Source organism: Pseudomonas sp. NFACC13-1, from assembly GCF_900104425.1.
GTDB lineage: Bacteria > Pseudomonadota > Gammaproteobacteria > Pseudomonadales > Pseudomonadaceae > Aquipseudomonas > Aquipseudomonas fluorescens_AA.
The window spans coordinates 237,014-263,698 of the sequence record NZ_FMXV01000003.1 but is presented as its reverse complement, the minus strand read 5'-3'; the positions used below and the strand labels follow the sequence as shown (position 1 = coordinate 263,698).

Genomic DNA, 26,685 nt, shown 5'->3' with positions numbered 1-26,685 from the left:
CTTGTGATAGCGAAGCCGGGAGTCTATCAACCCTCGCGCAATACTGTCAGCGGGCTGGCGTTGAGCGCCCGACGGGTGCCGAACACCCCGGCCGCGCCGATCAGCAAAGCCCCCAGCAACGGCAATACCAACAGCCAGGGATGCGGATGCCAGGGCAGGTCGAAGGCGTACCGGTAAAGCACCAGGCTCACCAGTTCCGAACCCAGGGCCGCCAGCAGGCCACTGACGGCGCCCAGTAGGCCGAACTCGATGCGCCGGGCCTTGACCAGCAGGGGCCGTTCGGCGCCCAGTGCGCGCAACAGCGCGCCTTGGCGAATCCGTTCGTCGAGGGTCGCCTGCAGGCCGGAGAACAACACCGCCATTCCCGCCGCCAGCACGAACAGCAACACGTACTCCACGGCCAGGGTCACTTGGGCCAGGATGCTTCGCAGTTGTTCGAGCAGGGCCTCGACCTGCAGGATCGTCACCGCCGGAAAGGCCCGGGAAAGGTCGACGATCTGTGGGTCGTGGCCCGGTGCCAGGTAGAAACTGGTGAGGTAGGTCGCCGGCAGGTCTTTCAATGTACCGGGCTGGAAGATCATGAAGAAGTTGGGTTGGAAATTGTCCCAGTTGATTTCCCGCAGGCTGGTGACCTTGGCTTCACGGTTGACCCCGCCCACGCTGAAGACCAGGCGGTCGCCCAACTTGATCTTGAGGTTCTCGGCCACTTTGCCTTCCACCGAAACCCCCGGGACATCGTCCGCAGGTTGCTGCGACCACCAGGTCCCTGCGGTGACGACGTTGCCCGCCGGCAGGTCCGCGGCCCAGGTCAGGCTCAGGTCGCGCTGCAGCGCCCGGTCACCCGCCGAGTCCTTGGTGACGAACTCCGTGGCCGGTTCGCCGTTGATGCTGATCAGGCGCCCGGGGACTACGGGATAGAGCGGGGCCGATTGTGCGGACAATTCCAGCAGTTTGTCGGTGAAGGCCTGCTTGTCGTTGGGCAGGATGTTCAGGGCGAAGTAATTCGGCGCGTTTTTGGGCAACTGGTTTTGCCAGGTGTCCAGCAGTTCGCCGCGCAGTAGCGCGATCAACGCCATGGACAACAGGATCAGGCCGAACGCCAAGGCCTGGCCGGCGGCTGCCAAGGGATGACGCAGCAATTGGCCGAGGCCCAGTCGCCAGGGCAGGGCGGCGCGGGCCAGCAGGCGACGCAGGCTCTGGAGCAGTAGCAACAACAAGCCGCCGAGCACCAGCGCGGCAACGACGCCACCGCCCAGCAGGGCGAAGGTCAGGACCAGGTCCAGGCTCAGGCGCCACATGATCAGGCCCAGGGCACCCAGTGCGGCACCGTAGATCACCCAGGAGCTGGAGGGGATCGGCAGCATGTCCCTGCGCAGCACGCGCAACGGAGGTACTCGCCCCAGCGCAGCCAGTGGCGGCAGGGCGAACCCCGCCAGGGCCACCAGCCCGGTGCCGATCCCGGCGATCGCCGGCAGCAGTCCGCCCGGCGGAACGGTGGTGGGCAGCAGGTCATGCAGCAGGGCGAACAGGCCCAGTTGGGCGACCCAGCCGAGCAGGGCGCCGCTGATGCTGGCGAGCAGGCCCAGCACCGTCAATTGCAGGCTGAACAGCGCCATGGTTTCCCGGCGTGAAAGGCCCAGGCAGCGCAGCAGCGCGCTGGCATCGAAGCGTCGGGTGGCAAAGCGGTTGGCCGAGAGCGCGACGGCGACCCCGGACAGCAACACCGCCACCAGGCTGGCCATGTTCAGGTAGCGCTCGGCCTTGCCCAGGGCGCCGCCGATCTGACGGTTGCCGTCGCGGGCATCCTGCAGGCGCTGGTTGGCTTCAAGGCCAGGCTTGACCAGGTCTCGGTAGGTTTGCAAGGCCGGTGCCGGACCGCGCCACAGGTCGCGATAGCTGACACGGCTGCCCGGTTGCACCACGCCGGTGGCCTCCAGGTCCTTGAGGTTGATCAGCACGCGCGGGGTGAGGCTGTAGAAATTGCCGGCACGATCCGGTTCATAGGTCAGCACTCGGGCCAACCGCAGGGTTTGGTTGCCAACGTCGATGCTGTCGCCGATCTTCAGGTCCAGTGCCGTCAGCAGTCGTGCCTCGACCCAGGCCTCGCCGGGGTTCGGACGTCCGCCGGTTTCTTCCGGCGCGAACGGGGCGGGGCTGCTTTTCAGCTCGCCGCGCAATGGGTAACGGTCATCGGCCGCCTTGACGCTGGACAGCTGGATGCCATTGTCGGTGGCCACGACACTGGAGAACTCCACCACCTGGGCGTGCTCCAAACCCAGTTCGGTGCCGCTGCGGATCTGCTCGGGGCGGGCCGGCGAGCTGCCTTCGAGCAGCAGGTCGGCGCCGAGGAATTCGGTGGCGCGCATCATCATCGCGCCGTTGAGGCGGGCACCGAAGTAACCGATGGCGGTACTCGCCGCCACCGCCACCAGCAGGGCGAAGAACAACACCCGCAACTCACCGGCGCGGGCATCGCGAAGCAATTGGCGGACAGCGAGACTGAACAGGCGCAACAGCGGCAAGCGTGCCATCAAGGCTCCAGAGGGGCGACCATCTCGCCAGCTTCAAGTCGGATCAGGCGCCGGCAGCGATGGGCCAGGCGTTCATCGTGGGTGACCAGCACCAGGGTCGTGCCGCGTTCCTTGTTCAGTTCGAACAGCAGGTCGCTGATGCGCTCGCCGGTGTGGCTGTCGAGGTTGCCGGTGGGCTCGTCGGCAAACAATACGTCGGGCTCGGCGGCAAAGGCGCGGGCAATCGCCACACGTTGCTGTTCGCCGCCGGAGAGCTGGCGCGGTGAATGGGTCAGGCGCTGGCCCAGGCCGACGCGCTGCAACAGCTGCGTGGCGCGTTCACGGGCATCCTTGCGGCCGTCCAGTTCCAGCGGCAGCATGACGTTTTCCAGTGCATTGAGGCTGTCGAGCAACTGGAACGATTGGAAAACGAAACCGACATGCTCGGCGCGTATCCGCGCACGCTGGTCTTCATCCAATGCGCTGAGGGCCTGGCCGGCGAGTGTGACCTCGCCGCTGCTGGGCAGGTCGAGGCCGGCCAGCAGGCCCAGGAGGGTGGATTTGCCGGAACCGGATGCGCCGACGATGGCCAGGCTGTCGCCTTTGTTCAGTTCCAGGCTGAGTTCGTGCAGGATGGTCAGTTCACCTTCCGCGCTGGCGACCACTTTGCTAAGGTCCGTCGCGGTGAGAATGCTTGAGCCCATGGAGAATCCGATGCGTGTGTGGTTTTTGAGTGCCGGCCTGGCCTTGATGTGCATGGCCCAGAACGCAGCGGCGGGTACAGTCCTGATCGTTGGCGATAGTATCAGCGCGGCTTTCGGCCTGGATACCCGGCAAGGGTGGGTGTCGTTGCTCGAACAACGGCTCAAGGCCGAGGGTTTTGACGATAAAGTAGTCAATGCTTCCATCAGCGGCGACACCAGCGCCGGAGGCCAGGCGCGGCTGCCGGCGCTGCTTGCAGCCCATAAACCGGATCTGGTGATCCTGGAGCTGGGCGGCAACGATGGCTTGCGCGGACAACCACCAACACAATTGCAACAAAACCTTGCAGCGATGATCGACAGTTCCCGCGCAAGCGGTGCCAAGGTGCTGTTGCTGGGCATGCAACTGCCGCCCAATTACGGGCGCCGATATACCGATGCCTTCGCCCGGGTCTACAGCTCCTTGGCCGAGGAGAAAAAAGTGCCGCTGGTGCCGTTTTTCCTCAAGGACATCGGAGGTGTTCCCGGAATGATGCAAGGCGACGGATTGCACCCGTCCGTCGCGGCCCAGGGCAAGTTGCTGGAAAATGTCTGGCCTACGCTAAAACCGCTGCTTTGACGCTTTTCTACAGGCGGGCTTTCGGCTAATGTGGCGCCCCCGATTTGGAGCCCTCGATGCCGCGTCCCGCCTGGTCCCTGTTTGCCTACCAACTGATCGAGCCTGACGAGCAGCTGGATCTGTTCGCCTGCCAGGAAGTGCGGGTGCATCTGGTGACCCGGCAGCTGGAACTCGGTGGCTCGGCCGACCGGACCCTCTGCGGTAGCCTGCTGCCGGCCCAACCGCGCTGGTCGAGCGTCGATCGCAAGATCTTCCAGGATCATCGCCTGTGCTCGCTGTGCCGGGCGATCCTGGAATCCCAGAAGCGCGGCACCTCGCCGATCTGGCCGGAACTGCGGTTCGAGTTGTAATCCCTCAGCGCGTGCCATGACCCGCGCCCCTGAGGGAGCCGAGCCTGCTCGCGATAGCGGTGGCACTGCTTGCATCGAGGGTGAATGTACCGCCGTCATCGCGAGCAAGCTCGGCTCCCGCAGGGCGCGGGGTGAATGCCCGAAAAAATGCTGTGCATCGGACGCCGCCTTGCCGCTCTCCCCGAAATAACGGGTGGCAGTGTACAATCGCCGTTTTAATACCCCTTGTTCGATCTGCGAAGGATTTCCCGGATGTTGCCGCGCTTGCCTGCCGTCGCCCGCTGCTTGTCTCTTGCCGCCCTGTGTATGGCGGGCCCCGTTGCCGCACTCGAGCTGCCTCTGCCACCGCCGGGTGAAGACATCGTTGGCCAGGTGCAAGTCATCAAGGCCAAATACGAAGACACTTTCGCCGACCTGGGCACCACCTATGACCTGGGCTACAGCGAGATGGTCGCCGCCAACCCTGGAGTCGATCCCTGGTTGCCGGGCGCTGGCACCGAGATCGTGCTGCCCACTCGCTTCATCCTGCCGCCGGGCCCGCGCGAGGGCATCGTGATCAACCTGGCCGAGTACCGTCTCTACTATTTCCCCAAGGGGCGGAACGTGGTGTACACCTTCCCGCTGGGGATTGGCCGTGAGGGCTGGGGCTCGCCGATCGCCCACACCAGCATCATCGCCAAGACACCGAACCCGACCTGGACTCCGCCTGCGTCGATCAAGGCCGAACACGCTGCCGACGGCGACCCGTTGCCGAATGTCGTGCCCGCCGGCCCGGATAACCCGCTGGGCCCTTTCAAGTTCACCCTGGGCACCCCGGGCTACCTGATCCATGGTTCGAACAAGAAGTTCGGTATCGGCATGCGGACCAGCCACGGTTGCTTCCGGATGTTCAACAACAACGTACTGGAAATGGCCAGCATGGTGCCGGTGGGCACGTCGGTGCGGATCATCAACGATCCCTACAAGCTGGGCTTGAGCGGTGGCAAGGTGTACCTGGAAGCGCATACGCCACTGGACGACAAGGGCAACCCCTCGGTGGTGGACAAGCACACCGCGGTGATCAATGCGATGCTCAAGCGCGAAGACATCACCAGTAACCTGCGCATGAACTGGGACGTGGTGCGGGACGTGGTAGCGGCCGAAGATGGCCTGCCGGTGGAGATTGCCGTTCCCAATACCTCGGCACCGATGGTCTCGAGCGCGCCGATCGACTTGCAGCAGTAAAACTCGAAAGCAACCCGCCGACGCTTTGCGATGTCGGCGGGTTTTTTATCGCCTGCTAAAACACCAGACAATAAAAAAGCCGACCCAAAAATGGGTCGGCTCGATAACAATCCCGAAGGACTATTACTTGCGGCTAGCTTTTTCCAGCATGCGCAGAGCACGCTCGTTAGCTTCGTCAGCAGTCTGTTGTGCTTTTTGAGCAGCAGCCAGAGCTTCATCAGCTTTACGGTAAGCTTCGTCTGCACGAGCCTGAGAGCGAGCTGCTGCGTCTTCGGTAGCAGTCAGACGTGCTTCGGTTTCTTTCGATGCGCTGCTGCAACCGGTAGCCAGAACTGCGGCCAGGGCCAGAGCAGAGAATTTCAGAACGTTGTTCATCGTGTTCCCCTTCAAGGACTTTCTATTAGTGACTGTCTCCCCAGACTGAGGAGTTAGCCGGCGTATATACTACCCATTACTTGTAGTAAGTAAACTGACGTAGCGCAAGAAGCAAAAAAATTGTAGGCGGTGATTCTTTTTCGAGCAACTTTTCCAGGAGCGGTTGAAGAAATATGCAGCTTCAGGCCTTGTCCGGAGCGCGTCAACGAAGAAAAGTTCCGTTCAGGGATGAACTCTTGCAGCCTGGGCTAACGTCGTTGTTTATTGATTCGTCTAAACTTTTGTTCATTTTTTGTGCAGCGACTCAGGTATCTTTATTGGTAATTGGCGGTGACTTTAACTACGCACGCTCGTCTCAAGACTCAACAACTGGCGATGTTCAGCTATTGCACCGTGACCGACTACCGCTTGACGATGGCGCTCAATCGATAAACCCGACCAGGTTTACCGCTTCGATGACAGGCGTGCCTTGAGCATTTGCGTCATTGGTGCCTACTATTCACGACGTGCTCGGGTTTGAGCGGATCGGTTTTGGTGCTCGGTGACCGGGAAGGCACGGGGTGGCGTAGATGTTCCTTCGCCGGAAAAACATCGGTAAGGTAGGGGTCGGCATTCAGACCCGCGAGGAGTAGTGATGAGCGAGGCGGTTACCATCCACCATGACCAGGCTGGTCATCAGTTCGAGACCAATGTGGACGGTCATCGTGCCTATCTGACCTATATGGACCTGGGCAAGCAGACCCTGGATATCTATCGCACCTTCGTGCCCAACGCCTTGCGCGGGCGGGGCATCGCGGCAGCGCTGACCGAAAGGGCGCTGCAGTACGCTGAAGAGATGGGCTACACGGTGATCCCCTCCTGCTCCTACGTGGAGCGTTACATGGAGCGCCACCAGCGGCACGCGGCGAAGCTCTGAGAAAACGGATTCCCCAATAAAAAACGCCGGACTGAAAAGTCCGGCGTTTTTTTATGCCTTAAAGATCGCAGGCTTCGCCAGCTCCTACATCCCCACTCAAATACGTGTAGGAGAGCTGTGTAGGAGCTGTCGAGTGAAACGAGGCTGCGATCTTTATTAACTACGCTGCCGCTTCGGCAACACGTCCTTGAGTTTGGCGTGCATGCTGCGCAGGGTATTCTCGGTCGCGCTCCAGTCGATGCAGGCATCGGTGATGGAGACGCCGTACTGCAAGTCGGCGAGGTCTTTCGGGATTGCCTGGCAGCCCCAGTTCAAGTGGCTTTCGACCATCAGGCCAATAATCGACTGGTTGCCCTCCAGGATCTGGTTGGCCACGTTCTCCATCACCAACGGTTGCAGTGCCGGGTCCTTGTTGGAGTTGGCGTGGCTGCAATCGACCATGATGTTCGGCTTGATCCCGGCTTTGTTCAACGCCTGCTCACACAGCGCGACGCTGACCGAATCGTAGTTCGGCTTGCCGTTGCCACCGCGCAGCACCACGTGACCGTAGGCGTTGCCCTTGGTGGTGACGATCGACACGCCACCTTCCTGGTTGATGCCCAGGAAACGGTGCGGGCTGGAAACCGACTGCAAGGCGTTGATCGCTACGGTGAGACCGCCGTCGGTGCCGTTCTTGAAGCCCACCGCCGACGACAGGCCGGAGGCCATTTCGCGGTGGGTCTGGGATTCGGTGGTGCGCGCGCCGATGGCCGACCAGCTGATCAGGTCCTGCAAGTACTGCGGCGAGATCGGGTCCAGGGCTTCGGTGGCGGTGGGCAGGCCCATTTCCGCCAGGTCCAGCAGCAGCTGGCGACCGATGTGCAGGCCGTCCTGGATCTTGAAGGAGTCATCCAGGTACGGGTCGTTGATCAGGCCTTTCCAGCCGACGGTGGTCCGCGGTTTCTCGAAATACACGCGCATGACCAGGTACAAGGTGTCGGAGACTTCCGCCGCCAGCACTTTCAGGCGCTCGGCGTATTCGTGGGCAGCCTTGATGTCATGGATCGAGCAGGGGCCGATGACCACGAACAGGCGATGGTCGGTGCCGTCCAGGATGTTGCGAATGACCTCCCGGCCCTTGGTCACGGTGCGCAGGGCAGCGTCGCTCAGGGGGATATCGCGCTTGAGCTGGTCAGGCGTGATGAGGGTCTCGTTGGAGGCGACGTTAAGGTCATTGATCGGTAAATCAGCCATCGTGTTACTCGTCAGGTCACGGGTGCCGGCCGCCAGCGATCCCCGCGCGGCGGTGCACAGCGGATTTTAAGCGCGTCGGGGAGCCGAACCTTATCGCGTTACGAGGTGGCTCGACAATGGGCAGGGCTCGGTTTAATTGTGGCAAGGGCTTGCTCCTATTGGTCTCGTAGGAGCTGTCGAGCGAAGCGAGGCTGCGATCTTTCCACAGCCGATTGAGTCGAGAGCGAAAGATCAAAAGATCGCAGGCTTCGCCAGCTCCTACAGAACCAGGCTGTGTAATGATGTGCAGGGGCTTTTTACCAGGGGAGTTGCAACGATGCAGGCAGGGGTTAAACCGCGGATCGGGATGATCGGCACCGGGGCGATTGGCGGGTTTTATGGCGTGATGCTGGCGCGTGCCGGTTTTGACGTGCACTTTTTACTGCGCAGCGAGTTTGCTGCCGTGGCCGAAGCCGGTTTGCGAATCGACAGCGCGGTCCATGGCGCGCTGGCCCTCGACCCCGTCCAGGCCTATCGCTCGGCAGCCGATATGCCGCCCTGTGACTGGCTGCTGGTCGGCGCCAAGACCACCAGCAATGCCGACCTGGCGCCGGCCATTGCCCAGGCTGCCGCTGACGGGGCAAGAGTCCTGTTGCTGCAGAACGGCCTGGACGTGGAGGACGATCTTCGACCGTTGTTGCCCGATTCGCTGCATCTGCTGGGTGGCCTGTGCCTGATCTGCGTGCATCGCATCGGTCCTGGCGTCATCGCCCACCAGGCACTTGGCGCGGTCAACGTCGGTTATCACAGCGGTCCCTGTACCGATCAGGCGCAACGCATGGCGATCGTCGAAGAGGCGGCGACGTTGTTCCGCAGCGCCGGTATCGAGGCCCAGGCCATGCCTGGCTTGCAACAGGCCCGCTGGCAGAAGCTGGTGTGGAATGTGCCCTACAACGGTCTTTCGGTTTTGTTGGGCGCCAGTACCACGCCGTTGATGGCCAACGATCATAGCCGCGAACTGATCCAGGCGCTGATGGCGGAGGTGGTCCGCGGTGCGCAAGCCTGCGGGCATCACATCGTGCCGGGTTATGCCGAGTATCTGTTCACGATGACCGAGAAGATGCCCGATTACTGGCCGAGCATGTACCACGATTATTCCCACAAGCGAGCGCTGGAACTGGATGCGATCTACGGCCGGCCATTGGCGGCGGCGAAAGCGGCAGGGTGTGAGCTGCCGAAAATAGAAGCTTTGTATCAGGCGTTGGCGTTCATGGATCGCTGTAACCGCTGAGCGGGGCGAAAGGGGAGTGGCATGGCAAACAACATCGACGACAAACTGGTGCTGGCGATTTCGTCGCGGGCGTTGTTCGACCTCAGGGAAAGCCACAAGGTATACCTGTCGAGTGGCGTCGAGGCCTATCGGCAATACCAGATCGAGCATGAAGACGAAGTCCTGGCACCCGGTGACGCGTTCGCCCTTGTGCAGAAACTGCTGGACCTCAACGAACACCTGGGGCGTGCCCGGGTCGAGGTGATCCTGGTGTCGCGCAACAGTGCCGACACCGGCCTTAGGGTGTTCAACTCGATCCATCATTATGGGCTGGCGATTTCGCGTGCGGCCTTCGTTGGCGGCCGCAGCCCTTACCCGTACCTCAAGGCATTCGGCTGCGACCTGTTCTTGTCCACCCACGCTGAAGACGTGCGCAGCGCCCTGGACGCCGGATTTGCCGCGGCCACCATCCTGTCGGGTGGGGCCAGTCGCGCCGCCAGCGCAGAACTGCGCATTGCCTTCGATGGCGATGCCGTGCTGTTTTCCGATGAGTCGGAGCGTGTCTATCAGGCCGGTGGCCTGGAAGCTTTCCAGGCCAGCGAGCGACAGGCTGCCCGTGAGCCGCTGCGAGGCGGGCCGTTCAAGGGCTTCCTGGCGGCGCTCAACGCGCTGCAGCGCGAGTTCCCCGAGGATGCCTGCCCCATCCGCACGGCCTTGGTGACCGCCCGTTCGGCACCGGCCCATGAGCGGGTCATCCGGACTTTGCGTGAGTGGGATATCCGCTTGGACGAGTCGCTGTTTCTCGGTGGCCTGACCAAATCGGCTTTCCTGGAGGCCTTTGCCGCCGATGTGTTTTTCGATGACCAGACCGGCCACTGCGAATTGGCCCGGGAGGTGGTCGCCACCGGTCACGTGCCCCATGGCATCAGTAACGAAATAAAGCCCTGACTGCCGCTGAGTCGGGACGTCAGGCCGCACGTCGCAGTCTCCGAGGCGCTGCTAAGCTGAATCAATCTCCGCCATTCTGGCACGTGAGGAGGTCACATGATTCGTTCGATGCTGTACGCCACAGACCTGGGCCTTTATGCCCCTTATGTGATGCAGCATGCCTTGGCGCTGGCACGGACGTTTGAAGCCGAGTTGTATGTGGTGCATGCGGTGGAACCGATGGGGCTGTTCGCCGAATCGGTGTTGCAAAGCTATCTCGATGAGCAGGCGCTGAACGAATTCCATCGCCAAGGTCTGAATACGGTGATGGCCAATATCGAACAGCGGGTGCTCGACAGTTTCCGTGAGGAATTGGGGGAGGGGCAACAGGACTTGAAACTGATCAGGTCGGTCAGGGTGTACCAGGGCGATCCTTCCCAGGTCATTCTGGAGCAGGCTGCGAAACTCTCCGTTGATTTGCTGATCGTAGGCAGTCATTGCCAAGGGGCGAACGGTGAAACCCCCTTGGGCAGGACCGCTGCCCGGGTATTGCAGTTATCCCGGGTACCGGTCTACCTGGTTCCGCTGGTCCAGCGTCGACGTCAGGGCGAAGCTTGAGGCTAAATGATGGCGTTTTATAAAAAGTTCTAGATTTATTGTCGTGACCTTCCATATAGTTATATACCGTCGCTGATGCCCGTGGCGTCCAACTGCTTTGAGGGATACATATGAAGCTTCAACAACTGCGCTACATCTGGGAAGTGGCGCACCACGACCTCAACGTTTCCGCTACTGCCCAAAGCCTCTACACGTCGCAACCCGGCATCAGCAAGCAGATCCGCCTGTTGGAAGACGAACTGGGCGTCGAAGTCTTCGCCCGCAGCGGCAAGCACCTGACCCGCGTGACCCCGGCCGGTGAGCGCATCATCACCACGGCTGGCGAGATCCTGCGCAAGGTCGAAAGCATCAAGCAGATCGCCCAGGAATTCTCCAACGAGAAAAAAGGCACCTTGTCGATCGCTACCACGCACACCCAGGCCCGCTATGCGCTGCCGCCGGTGATCAGCAATTTCATCAAGCAATACCCCGACGTGGCGCTACACATGCACCAGGGTTCGCCGATGCAGATCGCCGAGATGGCTGCCGATGGCACGGTGGATTTCGCCATTGCCACCGAGGCCCTGGAGCTGTTCGGGGACCTGGTGATGATGCCGTGCTATCGCTGGAATCGCTGCGTGGTCGTGCCCCAGGGCCACCCGTTGACCAAGCTGCCGAAGCTGACTCTCGAAGCCCTGGCCGAATACCCGATCGTCACCTACGTATTCGGTTTCACCGGTCGTTCCAAGCTCGACGAAGCCTTCAGTCATCGTGGCCTGACACCGAAAGTGGTGTTCACCGCCGCCGACGCCGACGTGATCAAGACTTACGTCCGCCTGGGCCTGGGCGTGGGCATCGTCGCGAAGATGGCCGTCGATACCAAGCTCGACAGTGACCTGGTGGTGTTGGATGCCAGCGAATTGTTCGAATCCAGCGTGACCAAGATCGGTTTCCGTCGTGGCACTTTCCTGCGCGGTTTCATGTGCGATTTCATCGAGAAATTCGCGCCGCACCTGACCCGGGAAGTGATGGCCAAGGCCATCCAGTGCCACAACAAGCAGGAACTCGAAGAGTTGTTCGACGGCGTCGAACTGCCGGTGCACTAAAAACGTTACCTGCCTAGATCGCCTCGGTGACAGTGAACTGTTGCCGGGCGCCCGCGACCACGATCTCCACCTCATCCCCTTCGAACTTGCCCAGCAGGCCTCGGCCCAGCGGTGAGCGAGGGGTGATGACGGTGATCGGCTGGCCTACCAGCGAGACCTTCAAGCCTGCCGCATCCGGCCCGAGGAAGAGCCATTGCTGGCGGCCGTGCTCATCCTCCAGTCCGATCAATGTGCCGACCTGAACGCCGCGCTGCTGATCGTAAGGCCTCAACGTCAGGTTTTGACAAAGGGTGAGCGCCTGGCGGATTTCTTCCACGCGCCTGGCTTGTCCGGCGGCGAGGTAGGACGCCTCGAGGCCCAGGGTGTCGTATTTGTTCTCGGCGATGTTTTCTTCGTGGGTCGCGGTTTCGTAGGCGGTTTGCGCGGCGCGTTCGGCGATATCGAGATCAATCTCGAGCTTGGCGAGAATCAACTGGTGGACGGTCTGTTTGTTCATGTCATTCGCAGAATTGCAGCACGTTGGCGCGGCTTTTTTCACTGGGTGCATTCTGGTCCTGTTGCAGCCAGAACTGGCACTTGGGGTTGGACAGGTTGCGAGGATTGCTGCGAGCCTGATCAAGCGCCTGACGTTGTTCGTTTCTTTGCAGGTTCTGCTGATACTGCTCGAACATCGGCGTAGGCGGCTCGGGGGCCGGTTGCACCGCCGGTGGTTGCGCCAGTTGATGGACGGCGGCGGCCACCGGTGCCAGTTGTTCGTTGAACAGTAATCTGGACAGTAGCCAGCCCGTCAACACGATGGCGAGGAACCCCAGCCACAGGCCCAGGGCGATGCTGAAGGTCAATTGCAAAGCCGTAAGGCGCGAGGATGTCGAGTGATCGGGCATGGCTGCTTCCTGGCAGGGTCATGGGCAGGCGCTGATTGTCGCATGAAGATTAATCGCCGTCGGCTCTTCTGCGCGATCGGTTTATTCGGGACAATCGGGCCTTTATCACAGGGAGTCGGGAATGGCTGTGCGCTGGGATATTTTTTGCACCGTCGTCGATAACTATGGCGACATCGGTGTCACTTGGCGCCTGGCTCGGCAATTGGTGGCCGAGCACCAATGCGCGGTGCGGCTGTGGGTCGACGACCTGCGTGCTTTCGAACGGCTGTGTCCGCAAATCGATATCACCCTGTCCGAGCAATGGCAGCAGGGCGTGCAAGTGTGCCACTGGCCTGCGCACTGGCAGCCCACTGAGGCCGCCGAGGTGGTGATCGCCGCGTTTGCCTGCCGGTTGCCGAGCGCCTACATGGACGCGATGGCCGAGCGCCAGACGACTCCCTTGTGGATGAACCTCGATTATTTGAGCGCCGAAGACTGGGTGATCGGTTGCCATGGCTTACCGTCGGTCAAATTCAAACACGTGCAGAAATATTTCTTTTTCCCGGGCTTTCGGGAGGGAACGGGTGGCTTGCTGCGGGAGGCCGGTCTGCTGGAGCGCTGTCGGCAATTCCAGCAGGATGCCGAAGCGCAACGCAGTTTCCTGCAAGGATTGGGCGTCGAGCGGGCGCCGCAAACCTGCCTGATCTCGCTGTTTGCCTACGAGAACGCCGGGCTGGCGAGCTGGTTCGATGCGATGGCAGCCGATACCCAGGCATTTCATGTGCTGGTTCCCGAAGGGCGAGTGTTGGGCGACGTCGAGCGTTGGCTCGGTGTCGAAGGCCTGGAGGTCGGTGCGCTGCATCGACGTGGCGCACTGACGGTGCAGGTGCTGCCGTTCGTTCGCCAGGATCAGTACGACCAGTTGCTGTGGTGCTGTGATTTCAACGCCGTGCGTGGCGAAGACTCCTTCGTGCGTGCGCAATGGGCCGGTCGGCCGCTGCTCTGGCATATCTACCAGCAGGAAGAAGACGTCCACCTGGAAAAGCTCGAGGCATTTCTCAGGCTCTACAATCAGGGGCTTTCACCGGCCGCGCAAAAAGCGACCAGTGGTCTCTGGCGGGCCTGGAATGCCGGCCAGGACATGGCCGAGCATTGGAAAACCAGCCGCGAACACCAGCGGGAACTGGCCGAACATGCCCAGGCGTGGTGTCTGGAACAGGCCTCGCGACCCGATCTTGCCGCAGCGCTGGTGAAGTTTTATGTAAATTGGATATGATACGCGGCCTAGATTTTTGTAAATCCCATCCAAATTCGGATATTCGCAATGAAAACTGGTAAAGAACTGAAACCCGGGACCGTGATCCGTCTCGAAAACGATCCTTGGCTGGTTCAGAAAGCTGAGTTCACCAAGTCGGGTCGTAACAGCGCGATCATGAAGACCAAGCTGAAGAACCTGCTGACCGGTTACAAGACCGAGATCGTCTACAGCGCCGACGACAAACTGGACGACGTGATCCTCGACCGCAAAGAAGCGACCCTGTCCTTCATCAGCGGTGACACCTACACGTTCATGGACACCACTGACTACACCATGTACGAACTGAACGCCGAAGACATCGAAAGCGTTCTGCCGTTCATCGAAGAAGGCATGACCGACGTCTGCGAAGCCGTGTTCTTCGAAGAGCGCCTGGTTTCCGTAGAACTGCCGACCACCATCGTGCGTCAGGTTGACTACACCGAAGGTTCCGCTCGCGGTGACACTTCCGGCAAGGTCATGAAGCCTGCCAAACTGAAGAACGGTACCGAACTGTCGGTCGCTGACTTCATCGAAATCGGTGACATGATCGAGATCGATACCCGCGAAGGCGGTTCCTACAAAGGTCGCGCCAAGTAAGCGAAGCCTTCTGTATGAAAAAGCCCGACCATTGAGTCGGGCTTTTTTATTTCAGGACTGAATACCAGCTCCCGCTGGTCTGCGCTGTAGGAACTGCCGAAGGCTGCGATCTTTTGACCTTTCGCTTGAGACTCAAGTGCCTGGGGAAAAGATCGCAGCCTCGCTTCGCTCGACAGCTCCTACAGGTGCTTCTTGAGCTCTTCGGACACCTGCAACATCGCCGAACGCACTGCTGGCACCTGGCTGACCACGTTGAGCAAACCATAGTCGTGGATCATGCCGTTGTAGCGCACGGCCGTGACGGGCACACCGGCCGCGTCCAGTTTGCGGGCATAGGCTTCGCCTTCATCGCGCAAGACATCGGCCTCGGCGGTCTGCACCAGCGCTGGCGGCAGACCCTTGAGTTGTGCGGTGCTGGCCCGCAGCGGCGAGGCATAGATCTCGCCGCGTTGCCCGGCATCGGTGGTGTAATTGTCCCAGAACCACTTCATCATGTTTTTACTGAGGAAGTGCCCTTCGGCGAACTGGTTGTAGGACGCCGTCTCGAAGCTGGCATCAGTCACCGGCCACAGCAATGCCTGGAAACGGATCGCCGGCGTGCCTTTGTCCTTCGCCATCAAGGCCACGACCGCTGCCATGTTGCCGCCGACGCTGTTGCCCACCACGGCCAGGCGCTTGCCATCGACGTTGATTTGCTTGCCGTGCTCGGCCACCCACTTCGTCGCGGCGTAAGCCTGGTTGATCGCCACCGGGTAATGCGCCTCGGGTGAGGGCGTGTAGTTGACGAACACCGCGACGGCACCGGACCCCGCCACCAGATCCCGGACCAGTCGTTCGTGGGTCGGGAAGTCGCCCAGTACCCAGCCACCGCCGTGGAAGAACATGAACACCGGCAACTCACCCTTGACCCCGGCGGGGCGAACGATGGTCAGGTTGATCGGCTGGCCATCGACCTGGATGGTTTTCTCGCTGACGTCGGCCTTGGGCAAGCTCAACTTTACTCCCGCCTGGGCGCCCACCAGGACGGCGCGGGCGTCCTTGGGCGACAGCTGCTCCAGTGGCTTGCCGGTGCCGGCATTGAGCACGTCGAGAAACGCTTGGGTGTTGTGTTCGACAATGCCATCGGCGAAGGCGCTGCTGACGCTGAGGGCGAGAAGGGTGCCGGTCAGGGCTTTGCTGAATGTGTTCATGTGCATCTCCTTAAATTCGGGGCCAGGGTTGGTGGTCAGACGGTCACGTGCAGGCGCACATCCACGTTGCCGCGGGTGGCGTTGGAGTACGGGCAGACGTGGTGAGCCGCGTCCACCAGGCTTTGCGCGTCGGCCTGGTCCAGGCCTGGCAGGCTGATGTGCAGGTCGATGTCGAGGCCGAAACCACCGGGGATCTGGCCGATGCCGACGTGGGCGGTAATCGAGGCGTCGTCCGGGATCTTGCGTTTGCTCTGGCCGGCCACGAATTTCAGGGCGCCGATGAAGCAGGCCGAGTAGCCGGCTGCGAACAATTGCTCAGGGTTGGTCGCCGCACCGCCCGCGCCGCCGAGTTCCTTGGGCGTAGCGAGTTTGACGTCGAGGACGTTGTCACTGGAAATCGCACGACCGTCACGGCCGCCGGTGGAAGTTGCGATTGCGGTGTAGAGCGTTTGCATGATGGGAGCCTCGTTTCAGGGTTATTTATTTGCGCTAAATGTTTGTGCGCTAAGTAGGTGTGAGGAGAATGTATAGCGCTAATATTTTGTGCGCAAGATAAATTTTCGAGGCGAGTAAAAAATCAAACTGAAAGGGTTTGAAACTATTGATCTAGAGCGGTTACTTGATGTTAAAAATTTTTTAGCTGTGGGCTGGTAGGGAGGCCGCTATCGCGAGCAAGCTCGCTCCCACAGGGGGCTGTGTGAGCACTGCAAATCCAATGTGGGAGCGAGCTTGCTCGCGATAGCGGTGGGTCAGTAGGCGGGGATATCGGGTGTACCGGCGCCTTCGCGAGCGAGCCCGTTCCCACGGGGGAGTCAGAGGCTGTCTTGCAAATGGCCGCGTAGCGCTTGCAGGTCATGTTGCAGCTTCTTCAGCTGTTCCAGGGTCTGGCCGCTGGCGGCGAGGATGCATTGGGGGATGTCGAGGGCTTTTTCCCGCAGGGCGCGGCCCTGTTCGGTGAGTTCGACAATGACCACACGTTCGTCCTCACGGCTGCGGGTGCGGCTCAACAGGCCTTCGGCCTCCAGGCGCTTGAGCAATGGGGTCAGCGAGCCGGGGTCGGTAAGCAGGCGTGTGCTGATTTCACCGACGGTCAATCCGTCCTTTTCCCACAGCACCATCATCGCCAGGTATTGCGGATAGGTCAGGCCCAGGGCCTGTAGCAGCGGCTTATAGACCTTGGTCATCAGCAGCGACGTGGAGTGCAGGGCGAAACAGACCTGGTTGTCGAGCAGCAGGGCTTCGCAGGCTTCGGGGGTGTCGCGCAGGGTGTTCATGGCAAAACCTTCAATCAATGATCGTTACGAATCTAGCGGGCGAATCTTTAATGCGCCAGATAATTCTGACATTTCGGATAGATGTGACGTTTCCCCGCTGGCGCCGACTGCGTAGGATAAGCGCCTGAGGAAAAGGGGAGTCTTCTGTGTTCGAATTTGCACTGTTCTTGGTGTTTGGTGCCTTGTTGGGCACCTTGGGGGGATTGTTCGGGATCGGTGGCGGCCTGATTGCCATTCCGGTGCTGGGTGTCTGGTTCGGCCTCGACCAGCAAATGGCCCAAGGGACGGCGCTGGTCATGGTGGTGCCCAATGTCATGCTTGCGTTGTGGCGCTACCACCAGCGCAATCGCATCGAATTGCGCCATGTCCTGCCGTTGGCTTCCATGGGATTCTGCTTTGCCTGGCTTGGCTCGATCTGGGCCGTGGGGATCGATGCCGATAGCATGCGGATCGGCTTCGTGGCGTTCCTGATCGCGCTGACGCTCTACAACCTGGTTCGCATGTTCGCCGCCACCGCACCTGCTTCGGCGCAAATGCGGTATGGCTGGCCGTGGCTCGGCGTGCTGGGAGCCGCATCCGGCACCATGGGCGGTCTGTTCGGTGTCGGTGGGGCCGTTGTCGCCACCCCGATCCTGACCAGCATTTTTGGCACCAGCCAGGTGGTTGCCCAAGGCTTGTCCCTGGCACTGGCCTTGCCCAGTACCGGCGTGACCCTCGCCACGTATGCGTTTCACCACGAAGTGGACTGGAGCATCGGCCTGCCGCTGGCGGTCGGAGGCCTGCTGAGCATCAGTTGGGGAGTGAAAGTCGCCCACGCCTTGCCGGAGCGGCTGTTGCGCGGGCTGTTCTGCGGTTTCCTGGTGCTGTGCGCGGTGTTGCTCGCCTTTAAAGTTTGAAACCTTCGACGATGTGTTCGGCCAGGCACTCGGTGATCGGCGACGGGTTATGCAGGTTGCGGATCAGCATGATGCTGGCCTCGGGCAGTTCCGGCAGGTCTTCGGCCTCGCCCAGTACGCGCATATCCGGGGTCAGCAGGCTTTCCAGTTGTGCCGTGATTGCCAGTCCGGCGCCCACCACCGCCATGAGCGCCGACAGGCTCGAGCTGTTGTACGCCACGCGATAATCGCGGCCCATGGCATCCAGCGCATTGCAGGCCCATTGCCGGCAGAAACAATCGCTGTTGAACATTGCCAGCGGCAGCGGCGTTTGTTCATGGACATTGAAGCAGGCGGCTTCGGCCCAGACAAAACGCTCCTTGCGCAGCAACTGGCCGATTTCGTCCCCCGGTTTGCGGGTGACGATGGACAGGTCCAGGTCCTGGCGCAGCAGCAACTGCTTGGACGACTCGCAGTGCACTTCGATTTCGATCAGCGGATAGAACTGGGCGAAGCGTTGCAGGATGCCCGGCAGGAAGCGCATCACGTAATCGTCCGGTGTGCCGATGCGCACCGTGCCGACCATGTGCGGTTCGCGCAGGGTATTGAACACCTCGCTGTGCAGCTTGAGGATCCGCCGGGCGTAACCCAGCAGCACCTGGCCTTCGGCAGTGAGCTTGACCTGGCGTCCGTCGCGTTCGAACAACCGTCGCTGCAAGACGTCTTCTTCCAGCCGTTTCATCTGCATGCTGACGGCAGACTGGGTGCGATTGACCAATTCCCCGGCCCGAGTGAAACCGCCCTGGTCGGCGATGGCGACAAAGGTACGCAGCACTTCCGTATCGATGCTCGGGTAACTCGACAATTGATCAATCTCCGAGATGTATTGCATAAGAAACATTCGTTGGATTGATCTTAGCGTTAGCGCGAGACTTGAGCCATCCCCAACGGAGGACATCACGATGAAAGGTCAAAAAGGTTATCTACTGATAGACAAACTCTCCCACGGCTTTTCCATCAGCGCCTTGCTGCACAAGTTTAGCCGCTGGTATGAATTGCACCACGAACGCGAACTGCTGGCCGGAATGAGCGACGAGGCGCTCAAGGACATCGGCGTGAGTCGTGCCGACGTGGAGCAGGAAGTGGTTCGGCCATTCTGGGATGACCCAATGCACAAATGAGCCATCCTTTCCTACACAAACCCCTTATTGGTGAGGTAGGTTGCGAGCAGACAAGGAGATCTCCATGCCCGCGACTGTGTCCTTTACCCTCAAACAGGCCCGGCGTCTGGCGTTGGCCGCCCAAGGATTCGATGGGCGGTCGCCGCCAGCTTCGGTGCAACCCTCGCGCCTCAACCGTCTGATCGAACGCCTTGGCGTCCTGCAGATCGACTCCGTCAATGCGCTGGTGCGCTCGCATTATCTCCCGTTGTTCTCCCGCCTCGGCCACTACCCTCGCGATTTGCTCGATCAAGCCGCCTGGAGCCAGGGCCGACGCCGCACGCTGTTCGAATATTGGGGCCATGAAGCGTCGCTGCTGCCGCTGTCCATGTATCCGCTGATGCGTTGGCGCATGGATCGGGCGTCCCGTGGCGAGGGCATCTACCAGCAATTGGCGCGTTTCGGTCATGAACGCCAGGATGTCATCCGTCGCGTTCTGGCGTCGGTCCAGGAGCAGGGCGCCCTGGGCGCCGGTAGCCTGTCCACGCGCCAGGAGAAGGCCGGGCCGTGGTGGGACTGGAGCGCAGAGAAGCATGCGCTGGAATGGCTATTCGCGGCGGGCGAAGTCACGGTGGCGGGGCGGCGTGGGTTCGAGCGGCTCTACGACTTGCCGGAGCGGGTGTTCCCGGCTTCGGTCCTGCAACAGCCTCGGCCGGACGAGGCCCAGGCCCAGCGCGCCTTGTTGCTGCATGCCGCCGAGGCCTTGGGTGTCGCTACCGAGAAGGACCTGCGCGACTACTTTCGTCTGGGGCCGGCCGACAGTCGCGGGCGACTGGCCGAGTTGGAAGAGGCCGGCGAACTGTTGCGCTGTGAGGTGCAAGGCTGGAAGCAACCGGCCTGGTGCCGACCCGCGGCGAAGATCCCTCGCAAAGTAGCGACCAGTGCCTTGTTGTCGCCGTTCGATTCGCTGGTCTGGGAGCGCGACCGTACCGAACGACTGTTCGATTTCCGCTACCGGCTGGAGATCTACACCCCTGTCCACAAGCGGATGTACGGCTATTACGTATTGCCGTTCTTGCACAATGAACGCATCGCGGCTCGGGTGGACCTGCGGGCGGAGCGTGCCCTGGGGCGATTGGCGGTGCATGCGGTGCACGAGGAAGAGCCGGGGCTGGACGAGGAGGGCGTGCAGGCCTTGGCGATCAACCTGCGGCGCATGGCCGATTGGCTGGGGTTGGAGCAGGTTCAGCTTAACTGCCAGCGGGTGGGTGGGGTTCGGTTGGCGGTGGCGTTGGCCCAGTTAAGTGGTGACTGACCCGATGTTATCGCGAGCAAGCTCGCTCCCACATTGGATCTGTTGTGAACACAAAACCTGTGGTCACCCGGGACCCCTTGTGGGAGCGAGCTTGCTCGCGATAGCCGTCCAACTGGCGAAGAAGAACCTACCGCCGAACCTGTTTCAACGTCTCCGCAATCAGGAACGCCAGCTCCAGCGATTGATCGGCATTCATCCGCGGGTCGCAATGGGTGTGGTAGCGGTCCGACAGCCCGTCCTCGGTGATCGGTCGTGCACCGCCGATGCATTCGGTGACGTTTTGCCCGGTCATTTCGATGTGAATCCCGCCGGCATAGGTGCCTTCGGCTTCGTGGACCTGGAAGAACTGCTTCACTTCACCGAGGATCTGTGCGAAGTCCCGGGTCTTGTAGCCGCTGCTGGCCTTGATGGTGTTGCCGTGCATCGGGTCGGAACTCCACAGCACCTGCTTGCCTTCACGTTGCACGGCGCGCAACAGCGGCGGCAAGTGTTCGCCGACCTTGTTGGCGCCCATCCGGGCGATCAGGTTCAGCCGGCCGGGGTCGTTGTCCGGGTTGAGCACGTCGATCAGGCGGATCAGGTCGTCCGGGTCCATGCTCGGGCCGACCTTGACCCCGATCGGGTTGTTCACCCCACGCAGGAATTCGACATGGGCACCGTCCAACTGACGGGTGCGGTCGCCGATCCAGAGCATGTGGGCCGAGCAGTCGTAATAGTCGTTGGTCAGGCTGTCACGGCGCACGAAGGCTTCTTCGTAATTGAGCAGCAGCGCTTCGTGGGCGGTGAAGAAACTGGTTTCGCGCAATTGCGGCGAGCTGTCCATGCCGCAGGCGCGCATGAATGCCAGGGTTTCGTCGATGCGGTCGGCCAGGTGGCTGTATTTTTCCGCCAGGGCCGAGTTGGCGATGAAGTCCAAGTTCCACTTGTGCACCTGGTGCAGATCGGCGAACCCGCCCTGGGCGAAGGCGCGCAGCAGGTTCAAGGTGGCGGTGGACTGGTGGTAGGACTGCAACAACCGCTCCGGGGCCGGTACGCGGCTTTTTTCGTCGAAACCGATGCCGTTGACGATGTCACCCCGGTACGCCGGCAGGGTCACGCCGTCGATGGTTTCGTCGTTGGCCGAGCGTGGCTTGGCGAACTGCCCGGCCATGCGCCCGACCTTGACCACCGGGCAGCCGGCGGCAAAGGTCATGACGATCGCCATCTGCAAGAGCACCTTGAAGGTGTCGCGGATCTTGGCCGCCGAGAACTCGGCAAAGCTTTCGGCGCAGTCGCCGCCTTGCAGCAGGAACGCCCGGCCCTGGGTCACTTCGGCGAACTGACGGCGCAACTCCCGGGCTTCACCGGCAAACACCAATGGCGGATAACTGGCCAGGGTCTGCTCCACCTGCAACAGGTGCGTGGCGTCGGGGTAACGGGGTTGCTGCTGGATCGGCAGGGCGCGCCAGCTGTCAGGGCTCCAGGGTTGGCTCATCATGATCTCTAGGTGATTTACGCTCGGACGGCCATGTTATCAGCAAATTAGTACGTGACCTGTTCCGGTTGCTTCGCGGACAATCGCGTCCTTGTCCCGTATCCGCAGGCTCATGCCGGCACGGCAACCATCAGGAGATGAAATGACAGAGGAGCGCGTCGAGCATTTGCTCGCCGAGGTGCACGACGAGTTCGGCATGATCCGCGTATTCGAAGTGGCCGATTACCGGTTTCTGGAGTTTGGCGACGCCATCGAGCAAAGCTGTGTGTTCACAGCGGATCCGAGCTGGCTCGAATATGACTACACCCGTGCCATGCTCATCGGTGCGTTGTGTCACGAGCAGCCGGAAAGCGCGCTGTTCCTGGGGCTGGGTGCCGGTACGCTGACCCAGGCCTGCCTCAAGTTCCTGCCGCTGGAAGACGTCGAGGCCATCGAGCTGCGTCCCGACGTGCCGCGCCTGGCCATCGAATACCTGGGGCTGGACGACGATCCGCGACTGTACATCCGCGTTGGCGATGCCTTGCAATTGCTTGAAACGGCGGAGCCGGCGGACCTGATTTTCGTCGACCTCTATACCGATGTCGGCCCAGGCGTCGGGCATCTTGCCTGGGGGTTCCTGGAAAACTGCCAGAAACGCCTCAACCCGGGCGGCTGGCTGGTGATCAACCAATGGGCCACCGACGATGGCAAGCCATTGGGCGCGGCGCTCTTGCGCGGTTTGTACCACCGGCATTATTGGGAACTGCCGGTGAAGGAGGGCAATGTAATCCTGATTGTGCCGGCGGACCTCGATCAGGAGCTGGACATGCAAGGACTGGTCGCCAGGGCCGAAGGGCTGGCGCCACGCTTGGGGTATTCGTTGCAGTCACTGATCAAGGCGATCCGGCCGGCGACCTGATCAAAGGCCCCCAAAACCTTTTTACAAGTGAGTTCCCCTGTGGCGAGGGAGCTTGCTCCCGCTGGGTCGCGAAGCGGCCCCCTTCGATTTCAGCTATCAACCCAGGCGTCTGCTTCGCAGCCGAGCGGGAGCAAGCTCCCTCGCCACAAGGGCAAAGTCGTCTGGAGATGAACCGTTTTAGCTGGCTGCCCCAAGGCCTTCTGACGGCGAGCCCCATAACGGGGTTTGGCAATAAAAAAAGCTCCCTTTTCGGGCGAATTCCGGTATAGTGCGCGCCGGCCTTTAGCCGGGCCGCGTCAAGGTAGCGCAATTCTCCGAAGTCAGCTTCGGTTGCATGTCCGCACAACGGATGCTTCCGCGACGTTCTTTTTCCATTCATTCGTTTTCGCAAATCCCCGCCGACAAAGCAGCCAGGGCGACTCTTGAGTCTCAACACGGCATGCGCAGCTTTGGAGCATGGGTCTTTGCGGATGCACTTAGAGGCAGACCCATGACCCAGGAAACCGGCGGCTTCGCCGCTTTTAATCTCAACCCGAACATTCTTGCTGCCGTCACCGCGACCGGCTACGAAGAACCTTCGGCGATTCAGCAGCAATCGATCCCGATCATCATGGCCGGCCACGACATGATTGGCCAGGCGCAAACCGGTACGGGTAAAACCGCTGCGTTCGCCCTGCCGATCCTGCATCGCATCGATCCTGCCAAGCGCGAACCGCAAGCCCTGATCCTGGCGCCAACCCGTGAGTTGGCGCTGCAAGTAGCCACCGCTTTCGAAACCTACTCCAAGCAAATGCCTGGCGTTACTGTTGTGGCCGTTTACGGCGGCGCCCCGATGGGCCCACAACTGAAAGCCATCCGTAATGGCGCGCAGATCGTTGTCGCCACTCCGGGGCGTCTGTGCGACCACCTGCGTCGTGACGAAAAAGTCCTGGCTACCGTGAACCACCTGGTTCTCGACGAAGCCGACGAGATGCTCAAGCTGGGCTTCATGGATGACCTGGAAGTCATCTTCAAGGCTCTGCCAGCGACCCGCCAGACTGTCTTGTTCTCGGCCACCCTGCCGCAATCGATCCGTGCCATTGCCGAGCGCCACCTGCGCGATCCGCAACACGTGAAGATCCAGACCAAGACTCAGACCGTCACCGCGATCGAACAAGCTCACCTGCTGGTTCACGCCGACCAGAAGACTTCCGCCGTTCTCAGCTTGCTGGAAGTGGAAGACTTCGACGCCCTGATCATGTTCGTGCGCACCAAGCAAGCGACCCTGGACCTGGCCAGCGCCCTGGAAGCCAAAGGCTACAAAGCCGCCGCGCTGAACGGTGACATTGCCCAGAACCAGCGTGAGCGCGTGATCGACTCCCTCAAGGATGGCCGCCTGGACATCGTTGTGGCGACCGACGTCGCTGCCCGTGGCCTGGACGTTCCGCGTATCACCCACGTGTTCAACGTGGACATGCCGTACGATCCGGAATCCTACGTTCACCGTATCGGCCGTACCGGCCGTGCCGGTCGCGAAGGCCGCGCGCTGCTGCTGGTCACTCCCCGTGAGCGCCGCATGCTGCAAGTGATCGAGCGTGTGACTGGCCAGAAGGTGGCTGAAGTTCGCCTGCCGGACGCCCAGGCCGTTCTCGATGCCCGCATCAAGAAACTGACCAACAGCCTGTCGCCCCTGGTGGCTGACGCCGAATCGACCCACGGTGATCTGCTCGATCGCCTGACCGCCGATATTGGTTGCACCCCACGTGCCCTGGCCGCGGCACTGCTGCGCAAGGCCACCAATGGCCAGGCGCTGAACCTGGCTGCGATCGAGAAGGAACGTCCCCTGGTGCCGAACAACGCACCGCGTGGCGATCGTCCCGAGCGCACCGGTGATCGTCCGGACCGTGGTGATCGCGAGCGTCGTGCACCGATCCCGCTGGCCGAAGGTCGTGCGCGCTGCCGTACTGCGCTGGGTGCCCGTGACGGCATCGCCGCCAAGAACCTGCTGGGTGCCATCCTCAACGAAGGCGGCCTGGCCCGCGAAGCGATCGGCCGCATCCAGGTGCGTGACAGCTTCAGCCTGGTCGAGCTGCCGGAAGATGGTCTGGAGAAGTTGCTGACCAAGCTGAAAGACACCCGCGTCGCTGGTAAGCAGCTCAAGCTGCGTCGCTATCGCGAGGATTGATCGGCTCTTGGGCTGATTGATCGAACATGAAAAATCCCCGACTGGTTCGGGGATTTTTTTGCCTGTTGTTTGGTGTGTCTTCAGGGGAATGGGTGGAGGCCAATCGCGAGCAAGCTCGCTCCCACATTGGGCTTGCGGCGTTCACAAAACCCTGTGGGAGCGGGCTTGCTCGCGATTGAAGCGACGCGGTCCATTGGTCAATCGAACCGATAAATGTCCATCCCCAGCGTCCCCATCGTGAACCCCGCATGGGCAACACTGAATGTCCCGCCGGCACCTCGGGCAAAATACAGTGGCAACAAATGTTCGTCGCTGGGGTGGCTGCGCACGGCGTTGGGTGCCTGGCGACGGTAATCGTGCAGCGCGGGCTCGTCGTCGGCCGCCAGTTGCTCGACCATCCAATCACGAAAGGCCTTGGCCCAGGGTTCGATGCTGTCAGGGCCGGCGTTCCAGTCCAGGTCGCGCAGGTTATGGGTGATGCTGCCGGAGCCGATCAGCAAGACGCCCTCTTGGCGCAGGCTCGCCAGGGCCTGGCCGACCTGTGTCTGCAACACCGGTCCCTGGTGGCTGGGCAGGGAAACCTGCACCACCGGAATATCGGCCTCGGGGTACATCAACGACAACGGCACCCAGACGCCATGGTCGGACGGCCGTTGAGGGTCGAGGCGGGCCGGCAGGTGCGCGGCGTTGAGCATGTTCGCTACTTGCGTCGCCAGTCGCGGATCGCCAGGTGCGGGGTACTGCACCTCATACAGCGCCGGTGGAAAGCCGCCGAAGTCATGCCAGGTGCGCGGCTGCGGATTGGCGCTGACCAGCAGTTCGTCGCTTTCCCAATGGGCGGACACGATGACGATGGCCTTGGGCTTGGGCAACTGACCGGCCAGGCGAGCCAGTGCCGGGCCACTGGCGCCGGGTTCCAGGGCGAGCATCGGTGAGCCATGGGAGATAAACAGGCTGGGCAGCATGGACGGACTCCTGAGCGTTAAGATGGGCTCATCTTCCGTCAGGTCTATGATCTAAATCTAATATAAGTTTTAGCGCGTTTTGATCGATTTTTTGGAGCGAATCATGGAGCCCGAGTTTTGGCACAAGCGCTGGTCAGCGAACCAGATCGGTTTTCATTTGCCGGAGGTGAACCCCTACCTGCAACATTTCTGGCCGCAACTGGGGGTGGAGCGGGGTAGTCGAGTGCTGGTGCCGTTGTGTGGCAAAAGCCTGGATCTGCTGTGGCTTGCCCATCAGGGGTATTCGGTGTTGGGCGTGGAATTGTCGGAAAAAGCCGCCACCGATTTTTTCCTTGAGCATCAGCTTGAGCCGAGCGTGAGCGAGGAGGGCGTATTCAAGGTCTTTCGTGCGGCTGATGTCGAGATTCGCTGCGGTGATTTCTTTGCCCTGGATCGGGAGGATGTGGCCGATTGCACGGCGTTGTACGACCGCGCGGCGCTGATCGCCTTGCCAGCACCGATGCGAGAGCGGTACGCGGCTCATCTGCAGAGGATCTTGCCCAACAGCGTCGGGTTGTTGATTACCCTGGATTACAACCAGGATGAAATGCCTGGCCCGCCTTTCTCCGTGGGAAACGATGAGGTGCAGCGGCTGCTGGGGGATGCCTGGCGGCTGGAGATCCTGCAGGAGCAGGATGTGCTGGGGGAAAGCTGGAAGTTCTTGCAGGCCGGGGTGACACGGCTGGATGAGCGGGTGTATCGGATTTCCAGTCGTTGATGCTGTGCGTCTATGCTGGCGCCATCGCGAGCAAGCTCGCTCCCACAGG

General features: G+C 61.3%; 28 protein-coding genes. 16 read left to right on the top strand and 12 right to left on the bottom strand.

From position 1 onward, the window contains the following. Positions 1-26: 26 nt before the first annotated feature. Together BLQ55_RS05880 and BLQ55_RS05875 are read right to left on the bottom strand one after the other, a co-directional pair. Positions 27-2,531, bottom strand: coding sequence for an ABC transporter permease (locus BLQ55_RS05880; RefSeq protein WP_092252876.1), 2,505 nt, complete (start codon positions 2,529-2,531; stop codon positions 27-29). Further along, on the bottom strand, positions 2,531-3,214 hold the full coding sequence (locus tag BLQ55_RS05875) for an ABC transporter ATP-binding protein (RefSeq protein WP_060738553.1): 684 nt from the start codon (positions 3,212-3,214) through the stop codon (positions 2,531-2,533). The genes BLQ55_RS05880 and BLQ55_RS05875 overlap by 1 nt, the downstream gene beginning before the upstream one ends. 10 nt (positions 3,215-3,224) lie before the next feature. Between BLQ55_RS05875 and BLQ55_RS05870 the strand changes: the two genes are divergently transcribed. The 3 genes from BLQ55_RS05870 to BLQ55_RS05860 all read left to right on the top strand — a co-directional run bounded on the left by BLQ55_RS05870 (position 3,225) and on the right by BLQ55_RS05860 (position 5,404). Continuing rightward, the gene (locus BLQ55_RS05870) at positions 3,225-3,830 is read left to right on the top strand and encodes an arylesterase (protein ID WP_092197638.1); all 606 of its coding nucleotides are present in this window, start codon (positions 3,225-3,227) and stop codon (positions 3,828-3,830) included. 56 nt (positions 3,831-3,886) lie between these two features. Further along, entirely contained in the window at positions 3,887-4,180 is a 294-nt protein-coding gene (locus BLQ55_RS05865; protein ID WP_003199347.1) for a hypothetical protein, read from the top strand. 252 nt (positions 4,181-4,432) lie between these two features. Further along, positions 4,433-5,404, top strand: coding sequence for a L,D-transpeptidase family protein (locus BLQ55_RS05860; protein WP_092197634.1), 972 nt, complete (start codon positions 4,433-4,435; stop codon positions 5,402-5,404). Between the two features lie 123 nt (positions 5,405-5,527). Here BLQ55_RS05860 and oprI read toward each other — a convergent pair whose 3' ends face one another. After that, on the bottom strand, positions 5,528-5,779 hold the full coding sequence (gene oprI / locus BLQ55_RS05855; protein ID WP_003183784.1) for an outer membrane lipoprotei OprI: 252 nt from the start codon (positions 5,777-5,779) through the stop codon (positions 5,528-5,530). A 634-nt stretch (positions 5,780-6,413) separates the two neighbouring features. Between oprI and BLQ55_RS05850 the strand changes: the two genes are divergently transcribed. Further along, on the top strand, positions 6,414-6,695 hold the full coding sequence (locus BLQ55_RS05850; RefSeq protein ID WP_053120470.1) for a GNAT family N-acetyltransferase: 282 nt from the start codon (positions 6,414-6,416) through the stop codon (positions 6,693-6,695). A 156-nt stretch (positions 6,696-6,851) separates the two neighbouring features. Here BLQ55_RS05850 and BLQ55_RS05845 read toward each other — a convergent pair whose 3' ends face one another. Further along, positions 6,852-7,928 (bottom strand): 3-deoxy-7-phosphoheptulonate synthase, encoded by a 1,077-nt coding sequence (locus BLQ55_RS05845; protein ID WP_092197632.1) that lies wholly within the window; start codon positions 7,926-7,928, stop codon positions 6,852-6,854. A 316-nt stretch (positions 7,929-8,244) separates the two neighbouring features. On the opposite strand from BLQ55_RS05845, the gene BLQ55_RS05840 reads away from it, so the two are divergent. From BLQ55_RS05840 to cysB, 4 genes are all read left to right on the top strand, one after another. Next, positions 8,245-9,198: a putative 2-dehydropantoate 2-reductase gene (locus BLQ55_RS05840; protein ID WP_092197630.1), complete on the top strand. Its 954-nt coding sequence runs from the start codon at positions 8,245-8,247 to the stop codon at positions 9,196-9,198. 21 nt (positions 9,199-9,219) lie between these two features. Further along, positions 9,220-10,125, top strand: coding sequence for a 5'-nucleotidase (locus BLQ55_RS05835; RefSeq protein WP_072408345.1), 906 nt, complete (start codon positions 9,220-9,222; stop codon positions 10,123-10,125). A gap of 96 nt (positions 10,126-10,221) precedes the next feature. After that, positions 10,222-10,722, top strand: coding sequence for a universal stress protein (locus tag BLQ55_RS05830; protein WP_060738547.1), 501 nt, complete (start codon positions 10,222-10,224; stop codon positions 10,720-10,722). A 110-nt stretch (positions 10,723-10,832) separates the two neighbouring features. Continuing rightward, positions 10,833-11,807 (top strand): HTH-type transcriptional regulator CysB, encoded by a 975-nt coding sequence (cysB, locus tag BLQ55_RS05825; protein WP_003199376.1) that lies wholly within the window; start codon positions 10,833-10,835, stop codon positions 11,805-11,807. Between the two features lie 13 nt (positions 11,808-11,820). Here cysB and BLQ55_RS05820 read toward each other — a convergent pair whose 3' ends face one another. Together BLQ55_RS05820 and BLQ55_RS05815 are read right to left on the bottom strand one after the other, a co-directional pair. Next, positions 11,821-12,303 carry a GreA/GreB family elongation factor gene (locus BLQ55_RS05820; RefSeq protein ID WP_092197628.1) on the bottom strand — a complete coding sequence of 161 codons (483 nt, stop codon included), beginning with the start codon at positions 12,301-12,303 and terminating at the stop codon, positions 11,821-11,823. Between the two features lies 1 nt (position 12,304). Then, the gene (locus tag BLQ55_RS05815) at positions 12,305-12,691 is read right to left on the bottom strand and encodes a hypothetical protein (protein ID WP_092252874.1); all 387 of its coding nucleotides are present in this window, start codon (positions 12,689-12,691) and stop codon (positions 12,305-12,307) included. Between the two features lie 121 nt (positions 12,692-12,812). Between BLQ55_RS05815 and earP the strand changes: the two genes are divergently transcribed. Beyond that, positions 12,813-13,946 (top strand): elongation factor P maturation arginine rhamnosyltransferase EarP, encoded by a 1,134-nt coding sequence (gene earP, locus BLQ55_RS05810; protein WP_092252872.1) that lies wholly within the window; start codon positions 12,813-12,815, stop codon positions 13,944-13,946. A 48-nt stretch (positions 13,947-13,994) separates the two neighbouring features. Next, positions 13,995-14,564, top strand: coding sequence for an elongation factor P (locus tag BLQ55_RS05805; RefSeq protein ID WP_003199385.1), 570 nt, complete (start codon positions 13,995-13,997; stop codon positions 14,562-14,564). 179 nt (positions 14,565-14,743) lie between these two features. On the opposite strand, the gene BLQ55_RS05800 is transcribed toward BLQ55_RS05805, so the two are convergent. The 3 genes from BLQ55_RS05800 to BLQ55_RS05790 all read right to left on the bottom strand — a co-directional run bounded on the left by BLQ55_RS05800 (position 14,744) and on the right by BLQ55_RS05790 (position 17,028). Then, positions 14,744-15,754 carry an alpha/beta hydrolase gene (locus BLQ55_RS05800; RefSeq protein WP_092197622.1) on the bottom strand — a complete coding sequence of 337 codons (1,011 nt, stop codon included), beginning with the start codon at positions 15,752-15,754 and terminating at the stop codon, positions 14,744-14,746. A 35-nt stretch (positions 15,755-15,789) separates the two neighbouring features. Further along, the gene (locus BLQ55_RS05795; protein WP_092197620.1) at positions 15,790-16,209 is read right to left on the bottom strand and encodes an organic hydroperoxide resistance protein; all 420 of its coding nucleotides are present in this window, start codon (positions 16,207-16,209) and stop codon (positions 15,790-15,792) included. Positions 16,210-16,566: 357 nt separating this feature from the next. Continuing rightward, a complete protein-coding gene (locus tag BLQ55_RS05790) occupies positions 16,567-17,028 on the bottom strand; it encodes a MarR family winged helix-turn-helix transcriptional regulator (RefSeq protein WP_060738541.1) in 462 nt (153 codons plus the stop codon). 146 nt (positions 17,029-17,174) lie between these two features. Between BLQ55_RS05790 and BLQ55_RS05785 the strand changes: the two genes are divergently transcribed. Further along, positions 17,175-17,924, top strand: a complete 750-nt coding sequence (locus BLQ55_RS05785; protein WP_092197618.1) for a sulfite exporter TauE/SafE family protein — start codon at positions 17,175-17,177, stop codon at positions 17,922-17,924. Here BLQ55_RS05785 and BLQ55_RS05780 read toward each other — a convergent pair. Beyond that, positions 17,914-18,768, bottom strand: coding sequence for a LysR substrate-binding domain-containing protein (locus BLQ55_RS05780; protein WP_027912697.1), 855 nt, complete (start codon positions 18,766-18,768; stop codon positions 17,914-17,916). The genes BLQ55_RS05785 and BLQ55_RS05780 overlap by 11 nt on opposite strands. Positions 18,769-18,865: 97 nt before the next feature. Here BLQ55_RS05780 and BLQ55_RS05775 point away from each other — a divergent pair, with 97 nt between their 5' ends. Next, positions 18,866-19,084 carry a DUF1127 domain-containing protein gene (locus BLQ55_RS05775; RefSeq protein WP_053120494.1) on the top strand — a complete coding sequence of 73 codons (219 nt, stop codon included), beginning with the start codon at positions 18,866-18,868 and terminating at the stop codon, positions 19,082-19,084. 64 nt (positions 19,085-19,148) lie between these two features. Next, entirely contained in the window at positions 19,149-20,378 is a 1,230-nt protein-coding gene (locus BLQ55_RS05770; RefSeq protein WP_092197616.1) for a winged helix-turn-helix domain-containing protein, read from the top strand. Between the two features lie 127 nt (positions 20,379-20,505). Here the strand turns inward: BLQ55_RS05770 and BLQ55_RS05765 are convergent, their stop codons facing one another. Beyond that, entirely contained in the window at positions 20,506-21,852 is a 1,347-nt protein-coding gene (locus tag BLQ55_RS05765) for a class II 3-deoxy-7-phosphoheptulonate synthase (RefSeq protein WP_092252870.1), read from the bottom strand. Positions 21,853-21,994: 142 nt separating this feature from the next. On the opposite strand from BLQ55_RS05765, the gene BLQ55_RS05760 reads away from it, so the two are divergent. After that, the gene (locus BLQ55_RS05760; RefSeq protein WP_092166839.1) at positions 21,995-22,750 is read left to right on the top strand and encodes a spermidine synthase; all 756 of its coding nucleotides are present in this window, start codon (positions 21,995-21,997) and stop codon (positions 22,748-22,750) included. 490 nt (positions 22,751-23,240) lie between these two features. Next, positions 23,241-24,914, top strand: coding sequence for a DEAD/DEAH box helicase (locus BLQ55_RS05750; protein WP_014337279.1), 1,674 nt, complete (start codon positions 23,241-23,243; stop codon positions 24,912-24,914). Positions 24,915-25,111: 197 nt separating this feature from the next. Here BLQ55_RS05750 and BLQ55_RS05745 read toward each other — a convergent pair whose 3' ends face one another. Continuing rightward, positions 25,112-25,879 carry a DODA-type extradiol aromatic ring-opening family dioxygenase gene (locus BLQ55_RS05745; protein WP_092197612.1) on the bottom strand — a complete coding sequence of 256 codons (768 nt, stop codon included), beginning with the start codon at positions 25,877-25,879 and terminating at the stop codon, positions 25,112-25,114. A gap of 103 nt (positions 25,880-25,982) precedes the next feature. Between BLQ55_RS05745 and BLQ55_RS05740 the strand changes: the two genes are divergently transcribed. Next, a complete protein-coding gene (locus BLQ55_RS05740; RefSeq protein ID WP_092252868.1) occupies positions 25,983-26,636 on the top strand; it encodes a thiopurine S-methyltransferase in 654 nt (217 codons plus the stop codon). Positions 26,637-26,685: the final 49 nt, after the last annotated feature.